11 protein-coding genes are annotated in these 18,192 nt (G+C 72.7%); 6 read left to right on the plus strand and 5 right to left on the minus strand.

Annotation, left to right across the window (positions count from 1 at the left end):
• The first annotated feature begins 84 nt into the window (after positions 1-84).
• A complete protein-coding gene (locus tag ACFWZ2_RS15790) occupies positions 85-600 on the plus strand; it encodes a MarR family winged helix-turn-helix transcriptional regulator (RefSeq protein ID WP_384545861.1) in 516 nt (171 codons plus the stop codon).
• Positions 601-616: 16 nt separating this feature from the next.
• On the opposite strand, the gene ACFWZ2_RS15795 is transcribed toward ACFWZ2_RS15790, so the two are convergent.
• Positions 617-2,146 carry an MFS transporter gene (locus ACFWZ2_RS15795; RefSeq protein WP_384545863.1) on the minus strand — a complete coding sequence of 510 codons (1,530 nt, stop codon included), beginning with the start codon at positions 2,144-2,146 and terminating at the stop codon, positions 617-619.
• A 139-nt stretch (positions 2,147-2,285) separates the two neighbouring features.
• A complete protein-coding gene (locus tag ACFWZ2_RS15800; protein WP_384545865.1) occupies positions 2,286-2,948 on the minus strand; it encodes a TetR/AcrR family transcriptional regulator in 663 nt (220 codons plus the stop codon).
• Positions 2,949-3,256: 308 nt separating this feature from the next.
• Between ACFWZ2_RS15800 and ACFWZ2_RS15805 the strand changes: the two genes are divergently transcribed.
• Positions 3,257-4,540 carry a M6 family metalloprotease domain-containing protein gene (locus tag ACFWZ2_RS15805; RefSeq protein ID WP_384545867.1) on the plus strand — a complete coding sequence of 428 codons (1,284 nt, stop codon included), beginning with the start codon at positions 3,257-3,259 and terminating at the stop codon, positions 4,538-4,540.
• Here ACFWZ2_RS15805 and rho read toward each other — a convergent pair.
• Positions 4,527-5,714, minus strand: coding sequence for a transcription termination factor Rho (gene rho, locus ACFWZ2_RS15810; protein WP_384545869.1), 1,188 nt, complete (start codon positions 5,712-5,714; stop codon positions 4,527-4,529). The genes ACFWZ2_RS15805 and rho overlap by 14 nt on opposite strands.
• A gap of 330 nt (positions 5,715-6,044) precedes the next feature.
• Positions 6,045-6,839 carry an ABC transporter ATP-binding protein gene (locus ACFWZ2_RS15815; protein ID WP_384545870.1) on the minus strand — a complete coding sequence of 265 codons (795 nt, stop codon included), beginning with the start codon at positions 6,837-6,839 and terminating at the stop codon, positions 6,045-6,047.
• A gap of 172 nt (positions 6,840-7,011) precedes the next feature.
• Here ACFWZ2_RS15815 and ACFWZ2_RS15820 point away from each other — a divergent pair, with 172 nt between their 5' ends.
• On the plus strand, positions 7,012-8,004 hold the full coding sequence (locus ACFWZ2_RS15820; RefSeq protein WP_384545872.1) for an ABC transporter substrate-binding protein: 993 nt from the start codon (positions 7,012-7,014) through the stop codon (positions 8,002-8,004).
• Here the strand turns inward: ACFWZ2_RS15820 and ACFWZ2_RS15825 are convergent.
• Positions 7,994-9,202 carry a M20 family metallopeptidase gene (locus tag ACFWZ2_RS15825; protein WP_384545874.1) on the minus strand — a complete coding sequence of 403 codons (1,209 nt, stop codon included), beginning with the start codon at positions 9,200-9,202 and terminating at the stop codon, positions 7,994-7,996. The genes ACFWZ2_RS15820 and ACFWZ2_RS15825 overlap by 11 nt on opposite strands.
• Positions 9,203-9,273: 71 nt before the next feature.
• Here ACFWZ2_RS15825 and ACFWZ2_RS15830 point away from each other — a divergent pair, with 71 nt between their 5' ends.
• The 3 genes from ACFWZ2_RS15830 to ACFWZ2_RS15840 are packed head-to-tail and all read left to right on the plus strand — an operon-like array spanning position 9,274 to position 18,118.
• Positions 9,274-16,548, plus strand: coding sequence for an amino acid adenylation domain-containing protein (locus tag ACFWZ2_RS15830; protein WP_384545875.1), 7,275 nt, complete (start codon positions 9,274-9,276; stop codon positions 16,546-16,548).
• A complete protein-coding gene (locus ACFWZ2_RS15835) occupies positions 16,545-16,724 on the plus strand; it encodes an MbtH family protein (protein ID WP_384545877.1) in 180 nt (59 codons plus the stop codon). Before ACFWZ2_RS15830 ends, ACFWZ2_RS15835 begins: the two co-directional genes overlap by 4 nt.
• Positions 16,721-18,118 carry a DHA2 family efflux MFS transporter permease subunit gene (locus ACFWZ2_RS15840; protein ID WP_384545879.1) on the plus strand — a complete coding sequence of 466 codons (1,398 nt, stop codon included), beginning with the start codon at positions 16,721-16,723 and terminating at the stop codon, positions 18,116-18,118. The genes ACFWZ2_RS15835 and ACFWZ2_RS15840 overlap by 4 nt, the downstream gene beginning before the upstream one ends.
• Positions 18,119-18,192: the final 74 nt, after the last annotated feature.

An 18,192-nucleotide genomic window follows, 5' to 3' on the forward strand; every position in this document is an offset into this window, starting at 1 on the left:
GATACTTGAACTCTCAAGCTCTACAGTCCCACCGTACGCGTGGTTTGTTCAAGATTCAAGAAAGGGCCTCGTACAGTGGTGTACATGGATACGGCACCCACTCCGTCCCCGGCCGACGAGCCGCGCTGGCTGGACGGCGACGAACAGCGCGTTTGGCGGGTCTACCTCCAGGCGACCACTCTCCTCGACGACCACCTCGACCGCCAGCTGCAACGCGACGCGGGCATGCCGCACATGTACTACGGCCTATTGGTCCAGTTGTCCGACGCCCCCAGACGGCGGCTGCGGATGACCGAATTGGCCAAGAAGATGAAGATCACCAGGTCCCGGCTCTCGCACGCGATCGCGCGCCTGGAGAAGAGCGGCTGGGTGCGGCGCGAGGACTGCCCCTCGGACAAGCGCGGGCAGCTGGCGATCCTTACCGACGAGGGGTTCGAGGTGCTGCGCCGGACCGCGCCGGGCCATGTCACCGCGGTCCGGCAGGCGCTCTTCGACCGGCTCAGCCCGGAACAGCAGAAGTCCCTCGGCGAGATCATGAAGATCGTCGCCGAGGGACTTCAGCCGAAGGAGGCCGGGGCGGACCTCCCCTGGCTCCGCTAGGTCCCCGACAAGGGGGTCAGTGCGCCATCACCGGGACCTTCAGCTCGTCCTCCACGTCGTCCTGCGAGGAGGACGAAGTGCCGCCCTGGGCGCCCGTGTTGATGAACGTCGCCGCGATCAGTGCGGAGACGACCAGGATGCCGACCGCCCACCAGATGGCGCTGGTGTAGCCCTCAACCATGGCCTGCGCCTGGAGGAGCTTCGGGTTGGTGGCGCCGGCCGCGTGGTCCGTGAGGTACGCGGTGGTCGCCGACGCGGCGATGGTGTTCAGGAGTGCCGTGCCGATCGCACCGCCGACCTGCTGCGAGGTGTTGACCATCGCGGAGGCGACACCCGCGTCGCGGGCCTCGACGCCGTGCGTGGCCAGGGACATCGCGGGCATGAACGCCGTACCCATGCCGAGGCCCAGCATCAGCTGCGCGGGCATGATCAGACCGGCGTACGAGGTGCCGATCTCCAGCTGCGTCAGGAGCAGCATGCCGACGGCGGCGAGCAGGAAGCCCGGGGCCATGAGCAGACGCGGCGGGACGCGGGTCATCAGACGGGCGCCGATCTGCGTGGAGCCCACGATCATGCCGACGATCATCGGCAGGAACGCGAAGCCGGTCTTGACCGGCGAGTAGCCCTTCACGATCTGCAGGTAGTACGTGAGGAACAGGAACAGGCCGAACATCGCGATGACCGCGAGGCCGAGCGACAGGTAGACGCCGCCGCGGTTGCGCTCGGTCAGGACGCGCAGCGGCAGCAGCGGCGACTTGACCTTGCCCTCGGTGAGGACGAACGCGGCGAGCAGCACGGCGGACGCGACGAACATCGTGATCGTCACGCCGTCCGACCAGCCCGCGGACTCGGCGCGCGTGAAGCCGTAGACCAGCGCGACGAGACCGAGGGTGGACAGGACCACGCCGGGGATGTCGAGCGGCGAGCGGTTGCGGCCACCGGCCGGCTCACGGATGACGAAGTACGCGCCGAGGGCGGCGACCACCGCGAACGGGATGTTCACGAAGAAGGTCCAGCGCCAGTTCAGGTACTCGGTGAGGAAGCCGCCGAGGATCAGACCGACGGCGCCACCGCCACCGGCGATCGCACCGTAGATGCCGAAGGCCTTGGCGCGCTCCTTGGCGTCGGTGAACATCACCGCGAGCAGCGAGAGGGCGGCGGGCGCGAGCAGCGCGCCGAACACGCCCTGCAGGGCGCGGGCGCCCAGCATCATGGCCTCGCCGGTCGCGGCGCCGCCGAGCGCGGAGGCCGCGGCGAAGCCGATCAGGCCGGTCACGAAGGTGCGCTTGCGGCCCCACAGGTCGGCGATGCGGCCGCCGAAGAGCAGCAGGCCGCCGAAGGCGAGCGCGTAGGCCGTGATGACCCACTGGCGGTTGCCGTCGGATATGCCGAGGTCCTGCTGGGCCGAGGGCAGCGCGATGTTCACGATGGTGGCGTCGAGGACCACCATCAGCTGTGCGAGCGCGATGAAGATCAGCGCTTTCCAGCGGTTGGAGTCCGGTCCGGTGTCGGGCCCGGCGCCGGGCTTGAGAGCTGTTTCAGACATGGGTGTGCCCACCTAGCGGTACGGAGTGGTGAAAAAGAGACGTACGGGTCGTGCCGAGAAGAGACGTACGGGTCAGTGAAGACAGACGTACGAGTCGGTGAAGAGAGACGTACGGATCGTGTGCGTGGTCAGTGCGTGGTCAGTGCCTGCGCAGGTCCTCCAGGGTCGCCGCCTCCCCCGGGAGCTCCGAACGGGCGGGTGTCATCAGGCCGTCGAGGAACAGCTGCAGATGACGGTGGACGAAGCGGTCGACGTTCACGCAGGCCGTGCCCGGCAGCGGGCGCGAGAGCTGGGAGAGCGCGATCATCAGGTCACCGACGGCGATGTCGGTGCGCAGCTGCCCGGCCGCGCGGGCCCGGTCCATGAGCCCCGCGATGGCCCCCTCCAGGCGCTCGCGGCCTTCGAGCAGGTCGGGGTGGTACGGGTCGAAGCCCGCCGAGAGCATCGGGCACAGGGCGCCGATCCGCTCGTCGGCCGCCGCGTGCACGAAGGCACGCAGGGCGTCGAAGGCGGTGCTCTCGCCGCTGTCCGCGGCGGCGATGCCCTCCTCGGCGTGGTCCGCGACGCGGTCCGTCACGGCGAGGACGACCTGCCGCACCAGTTCGGCGCGGTCGGCGAAGTGGCGGTAGACCGTGGCGTTGCCGACGCCCGCGCGGCGCGCGATCTCGTCGAGGGGCACGTCAGAGCCGTGCTCCACGAACATCTCGCGTGCGGCGCCGACGATCCGCTCCCGGTTGCGCAGGGCGTCGGCCCGCGGGCGGGGCACTCGGCGCTGCGTGGCGGTGGCGGTGGCGGTGTCCACGGCTCCTCCTTGGGTCACTGGCTCTGGGGCTCTGGCTCGCTTGGGTCCGGTGTCCGGCGATGCGGAGAGTGTCTCCCCGCGATGCGGGGACTGTCTCCCCGTTTTTCGCGGACACAGGTCTAAACGGGGAGACAGTCCCCGGATATTTCCCGCACCTCCCCGCAATTCCTGTGACCTGAGTCACATGCGAACCGGCGAGAAACCCACGATCGGTCGCACCCAGCGAGCGCCCGCGCACCCCCCGGCACAGGGTGATCGGACAGGGTGCAGCCAGGACCGGCGGCTGCCGCGGAGTGGAAGGCCCACGCATGCAGCAGCCGACCTGGCGGCGGATACGCCCCGCCCGCCGCGGTGTCGCCCTCGCCTCCGTCGCCGCGCTCGCCCTCGCGGTCACCACGTCGGCGAGCACCGGACGGCTGATGGAGGAATCGCCCACCACGGCGGGCCCCGTCTCGCTGGCCCGCAGCACCGCGCTCGGCCCCTGCATGATCAGCGGCGCGCTCGGCGTGCAGATGTCGGAGGGCGTGCCGACACCGCCCGGCTACTCCCGCTCCACGGGCACCGTCCGGGCCCTGAACCTCATGGTCGACTTCTCGGACGCCCCCGGTCAGGGCCGTGCGATGGACCGCCTCGCGGAGTTCTTCCCGCAGACCTCGGACTGGTTCCGCACCAGCTCGTACGGGCGCCTCGACTACCGGCCCGAATCGCCCGTCCCCGACTGGCTGCGGATGCCCAGGACGTTCGCCGAGTACGGCATAGAGCGCGGCGCCCCCTTCGACCCCGGCTACCGCGAACTCGTCGAGGACATCGTGGCGGCCGCCGACCCGGACGTGGACTTCCGGGCGTACGACCTCGTGAACATCCTGATCACCCCGAACGCGGGCCCCTCCGCGCTGGACACGGTCCTCTCGGTGACCTTCGCGGGCAACCACGAGGCGCCGGTCGCGGACGGCGTCCCCGTCGCCAACGCGTCCTTCGTCTACAGCCGCCAGGACGACGGCTCCGGCAACTACCGCGAGACCGGCTACCGCGTCCTGCCGCACGAGAACGGCCATGTCTTCGGGCTGCCCGACCTCTACACGCAGGAGGGCGGCGGCGCGGTCGGCCACTGGGACATCATGAGTGAGGACTGGGGCGCCAACAACGACCTGCTCGCCTGGCACAAGTGGAAGCTGGGCTGGCTCGACGACGACCAGATCAGCTGCGCGGCCAACCCCGGCACGACGGAGCACGTCCTGTCCCCGCTCGCCGGTCCGGCCGGCACGAAGCTCGCGTTCGTCCCGCTGACCGAGAAGACGGGGTACGCCATCGAGGTCCGCACCCCCGGCGGCAACGACGAGGCGGTCTGCAGGCCGGGCGTCCTGGTCTACCGCGTGGACGCGGACGTCGACACGGGCCACGGCCCGGTCACGGTCGCCGACTCCACACCCGACAGCGGCGGCTGCACCCGCAGCCCCAACGTCCACGCCGAACTCTCCGACGCCCCCTACGGCCCCGGCGAGACCTTCACCGACCGCAAGACAGGGGTACGGGTGACGGTCGCGGGCGTGACGCACGACGGCGACTACCGCGTGCACGTCACTCGGCCCTAGGGCCGGTGACCGCTCGTCCGGCCGAGGGCGCGGCCCCCGGCACCGTCTGGCGCAGCTGCCGCAGGAAGGCGGCGTTGTCGGGCGTCTTCTTGATGTGTTCGAGCAGCACTTCGAGGGACGACTGCACCTCGCGGCCGCGCAGGGCCCGCCGCAGCCCGCGCACGGCGGTCAACTCGTCGGTAGGCAGCAGGAGTTCCTCGCGCCGCGTGCCGGAGGGCGTGATGTCGACAGCCGGGAAGAGGCGCCGCCCCGCGATGCCCGGGTCGAGCTTGAGCTCCATGTTGCCGGTGCTCTTCAGCTCCTCGAAGTAGTAGTCGTCGGCGCGCGACCCGGTGTCCACGAGCACGGTCGCGAGCATCGTCAGGGAGCCGCCCTCCTCGGCGAGGCGCGCGGCGCCGAAGAGCCTCTTCGGGCCCTGGATCGCGGCGGCGTCGACGCCGCCGCTGAGGGTGCGGCCGCCGCTGGACGCCACGTTGTTGTACGCCCGGCACAGCCGCGTCAGCGAGTCGAAGAGCATGACGACGTCGCGCCCGTCCTCGACCATGCGCTTGGCGCGCTCCACGGCGAGTTCGGCCAGCGCGATGTGCTGTTGGGCGGGCCGGTCGAAGGTCGAGGCGAGCACCTCGCCGCGGACCGAGCGCCGCATGTCGGTGACCTCCTCGGGGCGTTCGTCGAGCAGGACCACCATGAGGTGGCACTCGGGGTGGTTCTCGGCGACGGCGGCGGCGATCTGCTGGAGCAGCACGGTCTTGCCGGTCCGCGGCGGCGCGACGATCAGGCCGCGCTGCCCCTTGCCGACGGGCGCGACGAGGTCGATGAGCCGCCCGGCGGCCGGGCCGCCCGCGGTCTCCAGACGGATCCGCTCGCGGGGGTGCAGCGGGGTGAGGTCCCCGAACCGGCGCCGCCCGGCCAGCGCTTCGGGCACGCGTCCGTTGACCCGGTGGACACCGGTGAGGGTGCGGGCCCGCGCCCCGTGCTCGCCGTCGACCACGTCGCCGGTCCGCAGGCCGAGTTGGCGGATGAGCGGGGCGGGCACCTGGACGTCGGCGGAGGCGGGCAGGCAGCCCGCGCCCCGCAGAAACCCTCGGCCGTCCCGCGCGATGTCGAGAACTCCGGTGCAGGACACGGGAGTTGAGGTACGGGTGGGTACGTGTTCTGTTGATGTGGCAGTCATGGTGTGGTCCTTTCGCGGACATGCGAATGAGGGGCCCGGCGGGGCGGCATGAACCACGCCCCGTACGACGGGCGGAACGCGCGCTGCGAGAGCGCGGAGAGAAGGCCCGAACGGCCTGTACAGACCCCGGGAAACCGGGGAAGAGAAGGGTTGCGGCTCCCGGTCACCAAGAACGGACCGGAAGCGAGATGCAGCACGGGCGCCCCGACGGGACGTACAACCGCACTGCTTGCAAGGTAACACACGGCTTCGGGGAGGGGCAGGGGCCAAAAGCCCCTACGCCCATGCCCCGGTACGGAGCAACGGGCGAGCGGGCGAGCGGGAAAGAATTCAGCTCACGACGGCCCGGGGCCGAACCGCGGGAACGACCACAGGCGCCCCGTCCGAAGCAGACCGCAAGATCTCCGCCTCGATGCCATAGAGCTTGCGCACGAGATCCTCGTCCACGACATCCCGCGGCGCCCCCGTGGCAACGATCCGCCCCGCCAGCATGGCGACGACCACATCCGCATACCGCGCCGCCGCGGCAAGATCGTGGACGACCATCACGATGGTCCGCCCCTCCGCGGCCACTTCCCGTACGAGATCGAGGACTTCCACCGCGTGCCCGATGTCGAGCGCGCTGGTCGGTTCGTCGAGGAGTACGACGGGGGTCTCCTGGGCCAGCGCCATGGCGAGCCAGCACCGCTGCCGCTGTCCGCCGGAGAGCTGGTCGATGCGCCGCTCGGCGAGTTCCGCGGTCCCGGTCGCCTCGAGGGCGCGCGTCACCGCGGTCTCGTCCTCGGCGGACCACTGGCGGAAGAGCCCTTGGTGGGGGTGGCGCCCGTACCGTACGAGCCCCGCGACGGTGACCGCCTCGGGGGCCTGCGGGGACTGCGGGAGCAGGGCGACGCGGTGCGCCGTCTCGCGCTGCCTGAGCTTCCAGAGGTCGGCGTCGCCCGCGAACACCCGCCCGGAGGTGGGCTGGTGGAGCCGGGCCATGCAGCGCAGGAGGGTCGACTTGCCGCAGCCGTTGGGGCCGACGATGGCGACCACCTTGCCGGATTCGACGGTGAGGTCGACGCCGTCGACGGCGGTGTGATCGCCGCCGTATCCGGCGGTGAGCTGCTCGACGCGGAGTTCCACGGGACGTGCCTTTCCGGGTTCGAGGGGGCTCACCCCTTGCGACGTTGGCCTGAGGCCCTTGCGACGTTGGCCTGAGGCCCTTGCGGCATTGGCCTAAGGTAAGGCTAACCTTAGCGAAAAGCATGGTCGCTGACGACCATCCCATCATGTCCCCTTGACCCCGGAGCTGTTGATGACCGTCCCCCGCCGCCCCTTCTCCATCGCCTCCCGACGCGCGACCCAGTCGGTCGCCGCGCTCGGCGCGGCGGCGCTGCTCCTGACCGGCTGCGGCTCGGACGACGGCTCCGACAAGGACTCCGCCAAGGGCGGCTCGGGCTCCGCCGACACCCGGACCATCAAGGACGCCACCGGCAAGGCCGTGAAGGTGCCCGCGCACCCCAAGCGCGTGGTGACGCTGACCCAGGAGGACCTGGACGCCGTCCTCGCGCTCGGCGTGAAGCCGGTCGGCATCACCAACGGCCAGGGCCTGGACAAGCCCCCGGCCTACCTCGCCGACAAGGTGAAGGGCATCGACGTCGTCGGCAATCTCCTGCAGCCCGTCATGGACAAGGTCGTCGCCGCCAAGCCCGACCTGATCCTCGCCGGTGACATGCAGGACGAGCAGGTGCTCAAGCAGCTGCGCGAGATCACGCCCGCGACCGTCGTGACGATGGCGCCCACCGACGACTGGAAGCTGACCCTGCGGGGCATCGGCAACGCCGTCAACGACCTGCCCAAGGCCAACAAGGTCATCGCCGACCACGAGGCCGCCGCGAAGAAGGCGGGCGCCGGGCTCGGCGCGAACAAGGGCGCCGAGGTCTCCATCGTGCGCTGGAACCCGGACGGCCCGAGCTGGATGGAGAACAAGCAGTTCGCCAGCGGCGTCGCCCTGGAGATGGGCCTGAAGCGGCCCAAGAACCAGAACAAGGACGGCAACGCGCACACCCCGTCGCTGAGCCTGGAGAAGATCAACGAGATCGACGGCGACTGGCTGTTCCTCTCCACCCTGACCTCGGACGGCGAGAAGGCCCTCAAGGACGTCCAGAAGAAGCCCGCCTACAAGGACCTCGGCGCGGTCGAGAAGAACCACGTCGTGACCGTGGACGGTTCGGTCTGGTCGACCCGCGGCGGCCCGCTGGCCGCCGACGAGGTCATGAACGACATCAGCAAGGCGCTCAAGAAGTAGCGGCCTCGCGGGCCCGGGCGGCGGCCGTCGCGAAGTCGGCCGCCGTCCACGCCATGCCGAGCGCGCCGTCGAGCAGGGCCTGTTCGGCGGCCGGGGAGACGGCTGCCGCGGCGAACTCCGGCTCGTGCGGGCCGCAGGCGCCGCCGCTGATGTCCAGGACGGGGTGGATGGACGGCACCAGGTGCGAGACGTTGCCCATGTCCGTGCACGCGAACGGCTCGCGCTCGACGGGTTCGGCGCGGCCGAGGGCCCGCGCGTTCGCCTTCCACAGGGCGATCAGACCGGGGTCGCCGCGGAAGTCGAGGTAGTCGGGTTCGGGCCGTTCCAGGGTGACCTCGCAGCCGGTCGCGAGCGCTCCGGCGCGGAAGCAGTTCTCGACGCGTTGGCGCAGCTCGCGCAGGTCCTCGGCGGCCAGGGCACGGATCTCGTACTCGGCGGTGGCACGGTCCGGTATCGCGTTCGGCGCCGAACCGGCGGCCGTGGTGATGCCGTGCACCCGCCACTGGGGCGGGAGTTGCTGGCGCAGCAGGCCGATGGCGACCTGGGCGACGGTCAGGGCGTCGGCGGCGTTGCGGCCCTCGTGCGGGTTGAGGCTGGGGTGCGCGGACTTCCCCGTGTACGTCACCGAGAGCGTGCCGAGCGCGAAGGAGCGGAAGTCGGCCAGCTCGAACGGGCAGGGGTGGACCATCATCGCCGCATCCACGCCGTCGAAGGCGCCCGCGTCGATGAGCAGCGCCTTCCCCGCGCCGCGCTCCTCGGCGGGGGTGCCGAGAACCCGGACGGTGAGGCCGAGTTCATCGGCGTACGGGGCGAGGGCGAGCGCGGCACCGACGCCCGCGGCGGCGATCAGGTTGTGGCCGCAGGCGTGGCCGAGGCCCGGCAGCGCGTCGTACTCGCAGGCGATGGCGACCGTGACGGGGCCGGAGCCGACGCTCGCGCGGAACGCGGTGTCCAGGCCGAAGGCGGGCGCGGTCACCTCGAAGCCGTGTTCGCCGAGGAGTTCGGCGCACCAGGCGGCGGCGCGGCGCTCCTCGAAGGCCGTCTCCGGGTGGCCGTGGATGCGGGAGCTCAGCGCGAGCAGGGTCTCGCGGTGGCTCTCGATCCCCTTGCGCAGGGCGGACTTGAGCTCGGCGGGGGCGGCGGGTCCGGGCCCTGCGGGGGCGGCGGGCGGCTCGGCGGGGGTGGTCGTCTTCTCCATGACCAGCAAGATAGCTTAGGCTAACCTAAGTTAGTACTGGTAGGTTCAGGTTCACGGGAGTCGTCACACACATGCATCAGCGACCTGATCGCCTTCCCCTGCTCACCGCGCAGGCAGGCATCCTCTACGCGCAGCAGCTGGCCCCGGAGAGCACCGCGCTCAACACCGCCGACCGCGTGGAGATCCAAGGCCCGCTGGACGACGCCCTGTTCGAGACAGCGCTGCACCGCACGGTCGCCGAGGCCCAGACACTGGCGCTGCGGGTGACGGAGGACGCGGACGGCGACCCGTGGCAGACCGTCGACCCCGCCGCGGCACCCGTACGCCTGCACCGCATCGACCTGCGCGCCGAGACCGACCCCGAGGCGGCCGCCGACGCGTGGATGCGGGCGGACCTCGACCGCCCCGTGGACCTCACCGGCGACGCCGCCGCGGGCGGGCTCGTCACCCAGGCCCTCTTCCGCGTCGCCGACGACCGCCACTGGTGGTACCAGCGCGTCCACCACTTCGCCGTCGACGCCTACGCGCTCCAGCTCATCGGCGCCCGCGTCGCCGAGCTGTACACCGCGCTCGCCGCCCAACAGGAGCCGCCCGCCCAGCAGTTCGCCCCCATGGCCGAGCTGACCGGCGAGGAGACGCGCTACCTCGGCAGCGAGCAGTACGCCACCGACCGCGCCTTCTGGGCCGAGCGCACCGCGGGGCACACCACCCCCGCCACCCTCGCCGCCCGCCCCGACGCCACCGGCACCGACGCGCTCCTGCGCCGCGCCGTCGACCTGCCCGAGGGCTCCGTCGACCGCCTCACCCGGGCCGCGCAGGCCGTGAAGGCCACCTGGGCCGAACTCGTCATCGCCGCCACCGCGGGACATCTGCACCGCGTCACGGGCGCCGAGGACATCGTGCTCGGCCTGCCGCTCACCAACCGGCGCGGGCCCGCCGCCCTGCGCACCCCGGCGATGACCGTCAACGTACTGCCGCTGCGCATCGCCGTACGCCCCCGGGACACCGGCGCCGAACTCCTGCGCCGCGTCGTCCTGGAGGTCCGCGCGGTCCGCCGCCACCAGCGCTATCCGCAGGCCGACCTGCGCCGCGACCTCGCGCTCGGCACCGCGGGCGAGCCGCTGACCGGACCCATGGTCAACATCAAGCCCTTCGAGTCCGACCTCGACTTCGCGGGCCTGCCCGGCACCGTGCACAACCTCGCCGCGGGCCCCGTCGAGGACCTCGCCGTCGGTGCGTCGCCGCGCGCGGACGGCCGGCTCAGGCTCTCCCTCGACGCCAACGCCGGACGCTACGCGGACGCCGAACTCGCCCGCCACGAGCACACCTTGGCGACCTACCTGGACGGCCTCGCCGAGCTCCTCCTCACCGACCCGCACCGCCCCGTCGGCACCCTCGACCTGCTGACCCCCGACGAGATCCGCGCGGCCACCGCGGGCCGCACCGAACCGCCCGCCGAGCAGACCCTGCCCGAGGCGTTCGCCGCGCAGGCCGCCCGCACCCCCGAGGCCGTGGCGGTGCGCAGCGGCGGCGCCTCCCTGACCTTCGCCGAACTGGACGCCGCCGCGGGCCGCCTCGCCCACCGCCTGGCCGCCGACCTGGCCCCCGGCACGCCCGTCGCCCTCGCCCTGCCCCGCAGCACCGACACGGTCGTGGCGCTGCTCGCCGTCCTGAAGGCGGGCGGCGTCTGCCAGCCGCTCGACCTCGGGCACCCGGCGGCGCGCACCCTGGCCGTGCTCGACGACGCCCGCCCCGCGTACGTCATCGGCACCCGCGAGACCCTCGCCGCGCTCCCGGCGCACGGCCTGCCCGTGCTCGCGCTCGACGACCCGGACACGTCGGCATCGCTCGCCGCGCTCCCGGCCCGGTCCCCCGCGGCCGCCGCACCCCGACCGGCCGACCCCGCCTACATCATTCACACCTCCGGTTCCACGGGCCGCCCCAAGGGCGTCCTCGTCACCCACGCCTCGCTCGCCAACCTCCTCGCCGGGCACGCCACCGACCACATCGCGCCCGCCGTCGCCCGCACGGGCCGCGACCGGCTGCGGGTCGCGCACAGCGCGTCGTTCGCCTTCGACGCGTCCTGGGACCCGGTCCTGTGGATGGTCCACGGCCACGAGCTGCATCTGCTCGACGACGCCACCTACCGCGATCCGGCCGCGCTCGCCGCGTACGTCGACGAGCAGCGCGTCGACTACCTCGACGTCACCCCCTCCTACGCCGAAGCCCTCATCGCCGAGGGCCTCCTGGACGACGGCAGGCACCACCCGGCCGTCGTGGTGGTCGGCGGCGAGGCCGTCCCGACGCCGCTGTGGGACCGGCTCGCGGCGACCAAGGGTGCACGGCCGACCAACCTGTACGGGCCGACGGAGACCACCGTCGACGCCTACTACTGGCTGCCCGCACCGGACGGCTCCACCACCGGCCACCCCGTGCGCGCCTCCCGCGTCTACGTCCTCGACTCCTCCCTCCGTCCGACGCCCCCCGGCGTCACCGGCGAGCTGTATGTGGCCGGGGCCTGTCTGGCCCGCGGCTATCTCGGCCGTCCGGAGCTGACCGCCGAACGCTTCGTCGCCGACCCGTTCGGCGCCCTGCACGGCGACTGTGGCGGCCGCATGTACCGCACCGGGGACCTGGTGCGCCGCCGTACCGACGGCACCCTGGAGTTCCTGGGGCGCGGCGACGACCAGGTGAAGATCCGCGGCTTCCGCATCGAACTCGGCGAGATCCAGGCGTCCTTGGCCGCCCACCCCGCGCTCGCCCAGGCCGCCGTGATCGCCCGTGACGCGGCGCACGGCAAGCGGCTGCTCGCCTACGCCGTGCCGCGCGAGGGCGCCGCCGTCACCCCGGACGCCCTGCGCGCCCATCTCGCGGAGACCCTCCCCGGGCACATGGTCCCGGCGACCGTGACACTCCTCGCCGAGCTGCCGCGCACCGCCAACGACAAGCTGGACCACCGGGCCCTGCCCGACCCGGAACCGGCCACCACTGGCCTCGCCCCCACCGCCCGCACAGCCTCCGCCTCCGCCTCCGGCGACCCGCACACCGAGGTCCTCTGCGGCCTCTTCGCCGATGTGCTCGGCCTGGAGTCCGGGTGGCCCTCACCCGACGCGGGCTTCTTCGACCTGGGCGGTCACTCGCTGCTCGCCGGGCGCCTGGCCGCCCGTATTCGCGAGCGGTTCACCGCCGCCGTCGGTATCGCCGACGTCTTCCGCGCCTCGAATCCCGCCGCCCTCGCGGCCGTTCTGCGCGCACAGGACGCCACGCCTCCGGTCACTCCGGCCATCCCCACGAGCCCCGGCTCCATCCCCCGTATCCCCCGCACCGACACCCTCCCCCTCTCCCCCGCCCAGCAGCGCCTGTGGTTCCTGCACCGCCTCGAAGGCCCGAGCCCCACCTACAACATCCCGCTCGTCCTGACCCTGAACGGCCCCGTCGACCACGCCGCGCTGCAGCTCGCCCTGCACGATCTGACCGCGCGCCACGAGACACTCAGAACGGTATATCCGGCCACTGACAACGCCCTGTCCGCCGACGCCGACGACCGCCCCCACCAGCGGATCCTCGACGCCGGGCACCCGTTGGCCCACCCCCGACTGCACCTCGGGCAGCTCACCGAAGGCGCCCTGACCGACGCCGTGCGGCACTGCTTCGACCTCGCCGACGAACCCCCGCTCCGCGCCACTCTGTTCACCGACCCCGCCGACCCCACCCGCCACACCCTCCTCCTGCTCCTCCACCACATCGCGGGCGACGGCGCCTCCACGACGCCCCTCTCCCGCGACCTCGCGACCGCGTACACCGCCCGCGCGGCGGGCCGCGCGCCCGGCTTCGCGCCGCTGCCCCTGCAGTACGCGGACCACAGCGCCCACCAGCAGAAGCTGCTGGCCGACGGCCTCGCGCAGACACACATCGCGCACTGGAAGGAGGCCCTCGCGGGCCTGCCCGACCAGCTGGAGCTGCCCACCGACCGGCCGCGCCCGCCCGTGGCCACCTCGGCGGGCGACACCGTCCCCTTCGCGCTGACCCCGGCCACCCACCGGGCCCTCAAGCGGCTCGCCGCCACGACCGGCGGCACGGTCTTCATGACCGTCCAGGCGGGCCTCGCCGCGCTGCTCACCCGGCACGGCTGCGGCACCGACATCCCCCTCGGCACCCCGGTCGCCGGGCGCGACGACGACACGACGGCGGACCTCGTCGGGTTCTTCACCAACACCGTCGTGCTGCGCACGGACACCTCGGGCGACCCCGGCTTCCGTACGCTCCTCGACCGCGTGCGGGGGACCACGCTCGCCGCGTACGAACACGACGTACTCCCCTTCGACCAGCTCGTCGAGGAGCTGAACCCGCCGCGTTCCCTTGCCCGGCACCCGCTGTTCCAGGTGATGCTGGCCTGGCAGTCGCTGCCCGACGGCGACTTCGCGCTCGGCCCGGACACCACGGCCCGCCTGGGCGCCGTGCCCTCGGGCACCGCCAAGTTCGACCTGACCCTGAACGCGGGCGAACTGCCGGACGACGGCGGCATATCCGGCTTCCTGGAGTTCCGCACCGACCTGTTCGACCGCACCACCGCGCAGGCTCTCGCGGACCGGCTCGCGCGCCTGCTCACCGCGGCCGCCGAGAACCCCGACACCCCTCTCGACCTCCTCCCCCTGCTCAGCGAGACGGAGCGCCACCAGGCCCTGGTCGCCGCCAACACCCAGCCGTACCAGGCAGGTTCGGCGGCCACCACGCTCGCCGACGTCTACGAGCAGGCTGCCGCCCGCCACCCCCGGCGCACCGCCGTCACGTACGAGGGCCATGCCCTCACCTACGCCGAACTGTCCGCCCGCGCCCACCAGTTGGCGCGCCTGCTCGCCGCGCGCGGCATCGGCCCCGGTTCCATCGTGGCGCTCGCGCTGCCCCGCTCCACCGACCTGGTGACCGGCCTGCTCGCGGTCGCGCTGTCCGGGGCCGCCTACCTCCCCCTCGACCCGGACTACCCGGCCGACCGCCTCGCCTACATGCTCGACGACGCGCGGCCCGCCGCCCTGATCACCGACACCGCGACCGCGCCCCGGCTGCCCGCGCAGGCGCAGGCCCTGCCGCTCGTCACGGTCGACGGCGAGGCCCCCGACGCATACCCCACGCACCCCCTCGGCCAGGCCGAACGCACCCGGCCGCTCACCCCGCGCGACCCCGCCTACGTCATCTACACGTCGGGCTCCACGGGCCGCCCCAAGGGCGTCGTCGTCACCCAGCACAACGTCACGCGTCTGATGACCGCCACCGACCACTGGTTCGGCTTCGACGAGAACGACGTGTGGACGCTCTTCCACTCCTACGCCTTCGACTTCTCCGTATGGGAGTTGTGGGGCGCGCTCCTGTACGGCGGCAAGGTCGTCGTCGTACCGCATCTGACGAGCCGCGACCCGGGCGCCTTCCGGACGCTGCTCGCCGACGAGGGCGTCACCGTCCTCAACCAGACCCCGTCGGCCTTCCACCAGCTCGCGGCCGCCGACCGCGAGGACCAATCGGGACGCGAACTCGCCCTGCGCTACGTCGTGTTCGGCGGCGAGGCACTCGAACTCGGCCGTCTCGACGAGTGGTACGACCGGCACGGCGACAGCGGTCCCACGCTCGTCAACATGTACGGCATCACCGAGACCACCGTGCACGTCTCCTACTTCGCCCTCGACCGCGCGACCGCCGCCGCCTCCACCTCGAGCACCATCGGCGTGAACATCCCCGACCTGCGCGTATACGTCCTCGACGACCGGCTCCAGCCCGTGCCGCCCGGCGTCACCGGCGAGATGTACGTCGCGGGCGAGGGCCTCGCCGACGGCTATCTCGGCCGCCCGGACCTGACCGCGACGCGCTTCGTCGCCGACCCCTACGCCGCGCTGTTCGGCGGCGGCGGCAGCCGCATGTACCGCTCCGGCGACCTCGCGCGGCGCCGCGCCGACGGCTCCCTGGAGTACTTCGGGCGGGCCGACCACCAGGTGAAGATCCGCGGCTTCCGCATCGAACTCGGCGAGATCGAGGCCGTGCTGGCGGGCCATCCCGCGGTCTCCGACGCCGCCGTCGTCGTCCGCGAGGACGTCCCCGGCGACAAGCGGCTCGTCGGCTACGCGGTGGCCGACGGCGCGGAACCGGCCGAGCTGCGCGAGCACACGGCCCGCGAACTCCCCGTCCACATGGTCCCCTCGACGGTCGTCCTGCTCGACCGACTGCCCCTCACCAGCAACGGCAAGCTGGACCGCAAGGCGCTGCCCGCCCCCGAGCGGCCCGCGTCCGCCGCCGCGGGCCGCGCCCCGCGCACCCCCCGCGAGGAGCAGCTCTGCGCGATCTTCGCCGAGGTGCTCGGCGCGGACCGGATCGGCGTCGACGACAACTTCTTCGACCTGGGCGGCCACTCGCTGCTCGCCGTACGCCTCGCGGGCCGCGTCAAGGCGGCCTTCGGCGCGGAGGTCTCCATCGGCACGGTCTTCCAGTCGCCGACGCCCGCGGCCCTCGACGCCGCGCTCGACGCCGGATCCGACCACCGCGACGACCCCCTGGACGTCCTGCTCCCCCTGCGCCCCGCCCGGCCCGGCGACCGCGCCCCCGTCCACTGCGTGCACCCCGCGGGCGGCCTGAGCTGGTGCTACGCGGGCCTGATCCGCCATCTGCCGGCCGACGTGCCGATCTACGGACTCCAGGCGCAGGGCGTCGGCACGGCCACCGCCGACGAGGAACTCCCGCGCACGCTCGAAGAGTTGGCGGCCCACTACGTCAGCCGTCTGCGCGAGGTCCAGCCCACCGGGCCGTACCGCCTGCTCGGCTGGTCGACCGGCGGCATCATCGCCCACGCGATGGCCGCGCACCTCCAGGAGACAGGACACGAGGTCGAACTCCTCGCGATCCTCGACGCCTACCCCGCCGAAGGCTTCCGCGACCTGCCGGTCCCCGACGAGGCCGAGGCCCTCGAATCGCTGCTCACCATGGGCGGCTACGGCCCCGACAGCCTCGCGGGCAAGGCCCTGACCACCCAGAACGTCGTCGACGTGCTGCGCCGCGAAGGCAGCCCGCTGGCCGCGCTCCCGCCCGCCACCTTCGAGGCGCTGCGCGACATCTACCTCAACACCAACCACCTCGTACGGGCCTACGACCACCGCCGCTTCGACGGCGACGTGCAGTTCTTCCGGGCCACGGTCGACACGATCGACGACACCCTGACGCCCGAGACCTGGACGCCGTACGTGACCGGGCGCATCGCCAACACCAACGTGGCCTGCTCCCACAAGGACATGACCCTGCCCGAACCGATCGCGCACATCGCCCGCGTGGTCGCCGACCGCCTTACCGAGCTGGAGAAGCAGCAGTGACGACGAGCGAAGCCCCCGCCAACCCCTTCGACGCGGAGGGCGAGTTCCTGGTGCTCGCCAACGACCGCGGCGAGCTGTCGCTGTGGCCGCTCTTCGCCGCCGTCCCCGAAGGCTGGTCGGCCGAGCACGGTCCTTGCCCGCGCCAGGACGCCCTGGACTGGGTCACGAACCGGTGAGCGGCGGCCTGCTGGTCAAGCCCCGGATCCGCCCGAAGGTCGCGGTCGTCCTCGTCTACACGGCCGCGATGTGCATGAACGGCCTCGACTCGACGATCGTCAACCCGGCCCTCTTCACCATCGCGGAGGACTTCGGCCGCCCGGTCTCGGCGGCCAACACCGTCGAGACGGCCTTCCTCGTCGCGCTCGCCCTCGCCCTTCCGGTGGCGGGCTGGCTCGGCGACCGGTTCGGCACCAAGCGGGTCTTCCTGCTCGCCCTCGCCGCGTTCACGGCGGCGTCGGCGGTGTGCGGCCTGGCCCCCGACCTCACCACCCTCGTGGTGGCGCGGGCCGCCCAGGGCCTGGCGGGCGGCCTGCTCACCCCGGTCGGCATGACCCTGCTGTTCCGCGCGTTCCCGCCCGAGGAACGCGTGAAGCTGTCCAAGGTCCTGATCGTGCCGACCGCGCTGATGCCCGCGCTCGGGCCACCGCTCGGCGGCTTCCTCACCGAACACCTCTCCTGGCACTGGCTGTTCTTCGTGAACGTGCCGATCGGCGCGGCCGCCGTACTGATCGGCGCGCTCGCGCTGCGCGAGCATGTCGAGGGCACGGAGGGCCGCTTCGACCACGTCGGGTTCTGGCTGGCCACGCCCGCGCTCGGACTCCTCACGTACGCGCTCGGCTTCGGCCCCTCGCACGGCTGGGGCCGCCCTTCGGTGGCGGTCAGCGCGGTCGCCGGTGTGGTCCTGCTGGTCGCCGCCGTGGTGCATCAACTCCGGGTGTCCGAACCCCTGTTGAAGCTCCGCCTGCTCGCCGACCGCGTCTACGGAGCGGCCTCCGCGCTCGCCCTGTTCAGCGCGGCGGGCCTGATGGGCGTCCTGTTCGTCTTCCCGCTCCTCTACCAGGCCGCGCTCGGCGCGTCCGCGCTGGATGCGGGCCTGTCCGTGTTCCCCGAGGCGCTCGGCCTGATGCTCGCGTCCCAGGCCGTCGACCGGCTCCTGCCGCGCCTCGGCCCGCGGCGCCTCGCGGTGCCCGCGCTGCTGCTCGCGGCCTGCGTCTTCGCGGCCCTCGCCGCGCCCGGCGTCGCGGAGAACGCGTGGGCCGTGCGGGGCCTGATGTTCGCCGTGGGTCTCGTCCTCGGCACGGCCGTCCTGACCATCCAGATCGCCGGGTTCGAGGAGGTCTCCCCGGCGGACATGGGGCAGGCGATGGGGCTCTTCCAGATCGTCCGTACGCTGGGCGGCGCGCTGGGGATCGCCGCGTGCGCGGCGGTGATCGGGGGGCATGGGACGGGGTTCTCGGACCCGGGGCCGTACCGGGTCGCGGTGCTTGTCACTGCGGGGCTTGTGGCGGCTGGTTCGGCACTTGCCTTGCGGCTGCCTCGGGTGGTGGCTGGTCCGCCTGGGCCTCCGTAGGCTGCGGATTCTGCGTTGCCTGCGCCCCGTCAGGGGCGCGGGGAACTGCGCGACAAGCCCCCACCCACCCGCAG

Source organism: Streptomyces sp. NPDC059002, assembly GCF_042740435.1.
GTDB lineage: Bacteria > Actinomycetota > Actinomycetes > Streptomycetales > Streptomycetaceae > Streptomyces.

Excerpts from the sequence above, each read along its gene's own strand:
- ACFWZ2_RS15790 (WP_384545861.1), top strand. The coding sequence starts at position 85 with ATGGATACGGCACCCACTCCGTCCCCGGCCGACGAGCCGCGCTGGCTG.
- ACFWZ2_RS15795 (WP_384545863.1), bottom strand. The coding sequence starts at position 2,146 with ATGTCTGAAACAGCTCTCAAGCCCGGCGCCGGGCCCGACACCGGACCG.
- ACFWZ2_RS15805 (WP_384545867.1), top strand. The coding sequence starts at position 3,257 with ATGCAGCAGCCGACCTGGCGGCGGATACGCCCCGCCCGCCGCGGTGTC.
- rho (WP_384545869.1), bottom strand. The coding sequence starts at position 5,714 with ATGACTGCCACATCAACAGAACACGTACCCACCCGTACCTCAACTCCC.
- ACFWZ2_RS15820 (WP_384545872.1), top strand. The coding sequence starts at position 7,012 with ATGACCGTCCCCCGCCGCCCCTTCTCCATCGCCTCCCGACGCGCGACC.
- ACFWZ2_RS15825 (WP_384545874.1), bottom strand. The coding sequence starts at position 9,202 with ATGGAGAAGACGACCACCCCCGCCGAGCCGCCCGCCGCCCCCGCAGGG.
- ACFWZ2_RS15830 (WP_384545875.1), top strand. The coding sequence starts at position 9,274 with ATGCATCAGCGACCTGATCGCCTTCCCCTGCTCACCGCGCAGGCAGGC.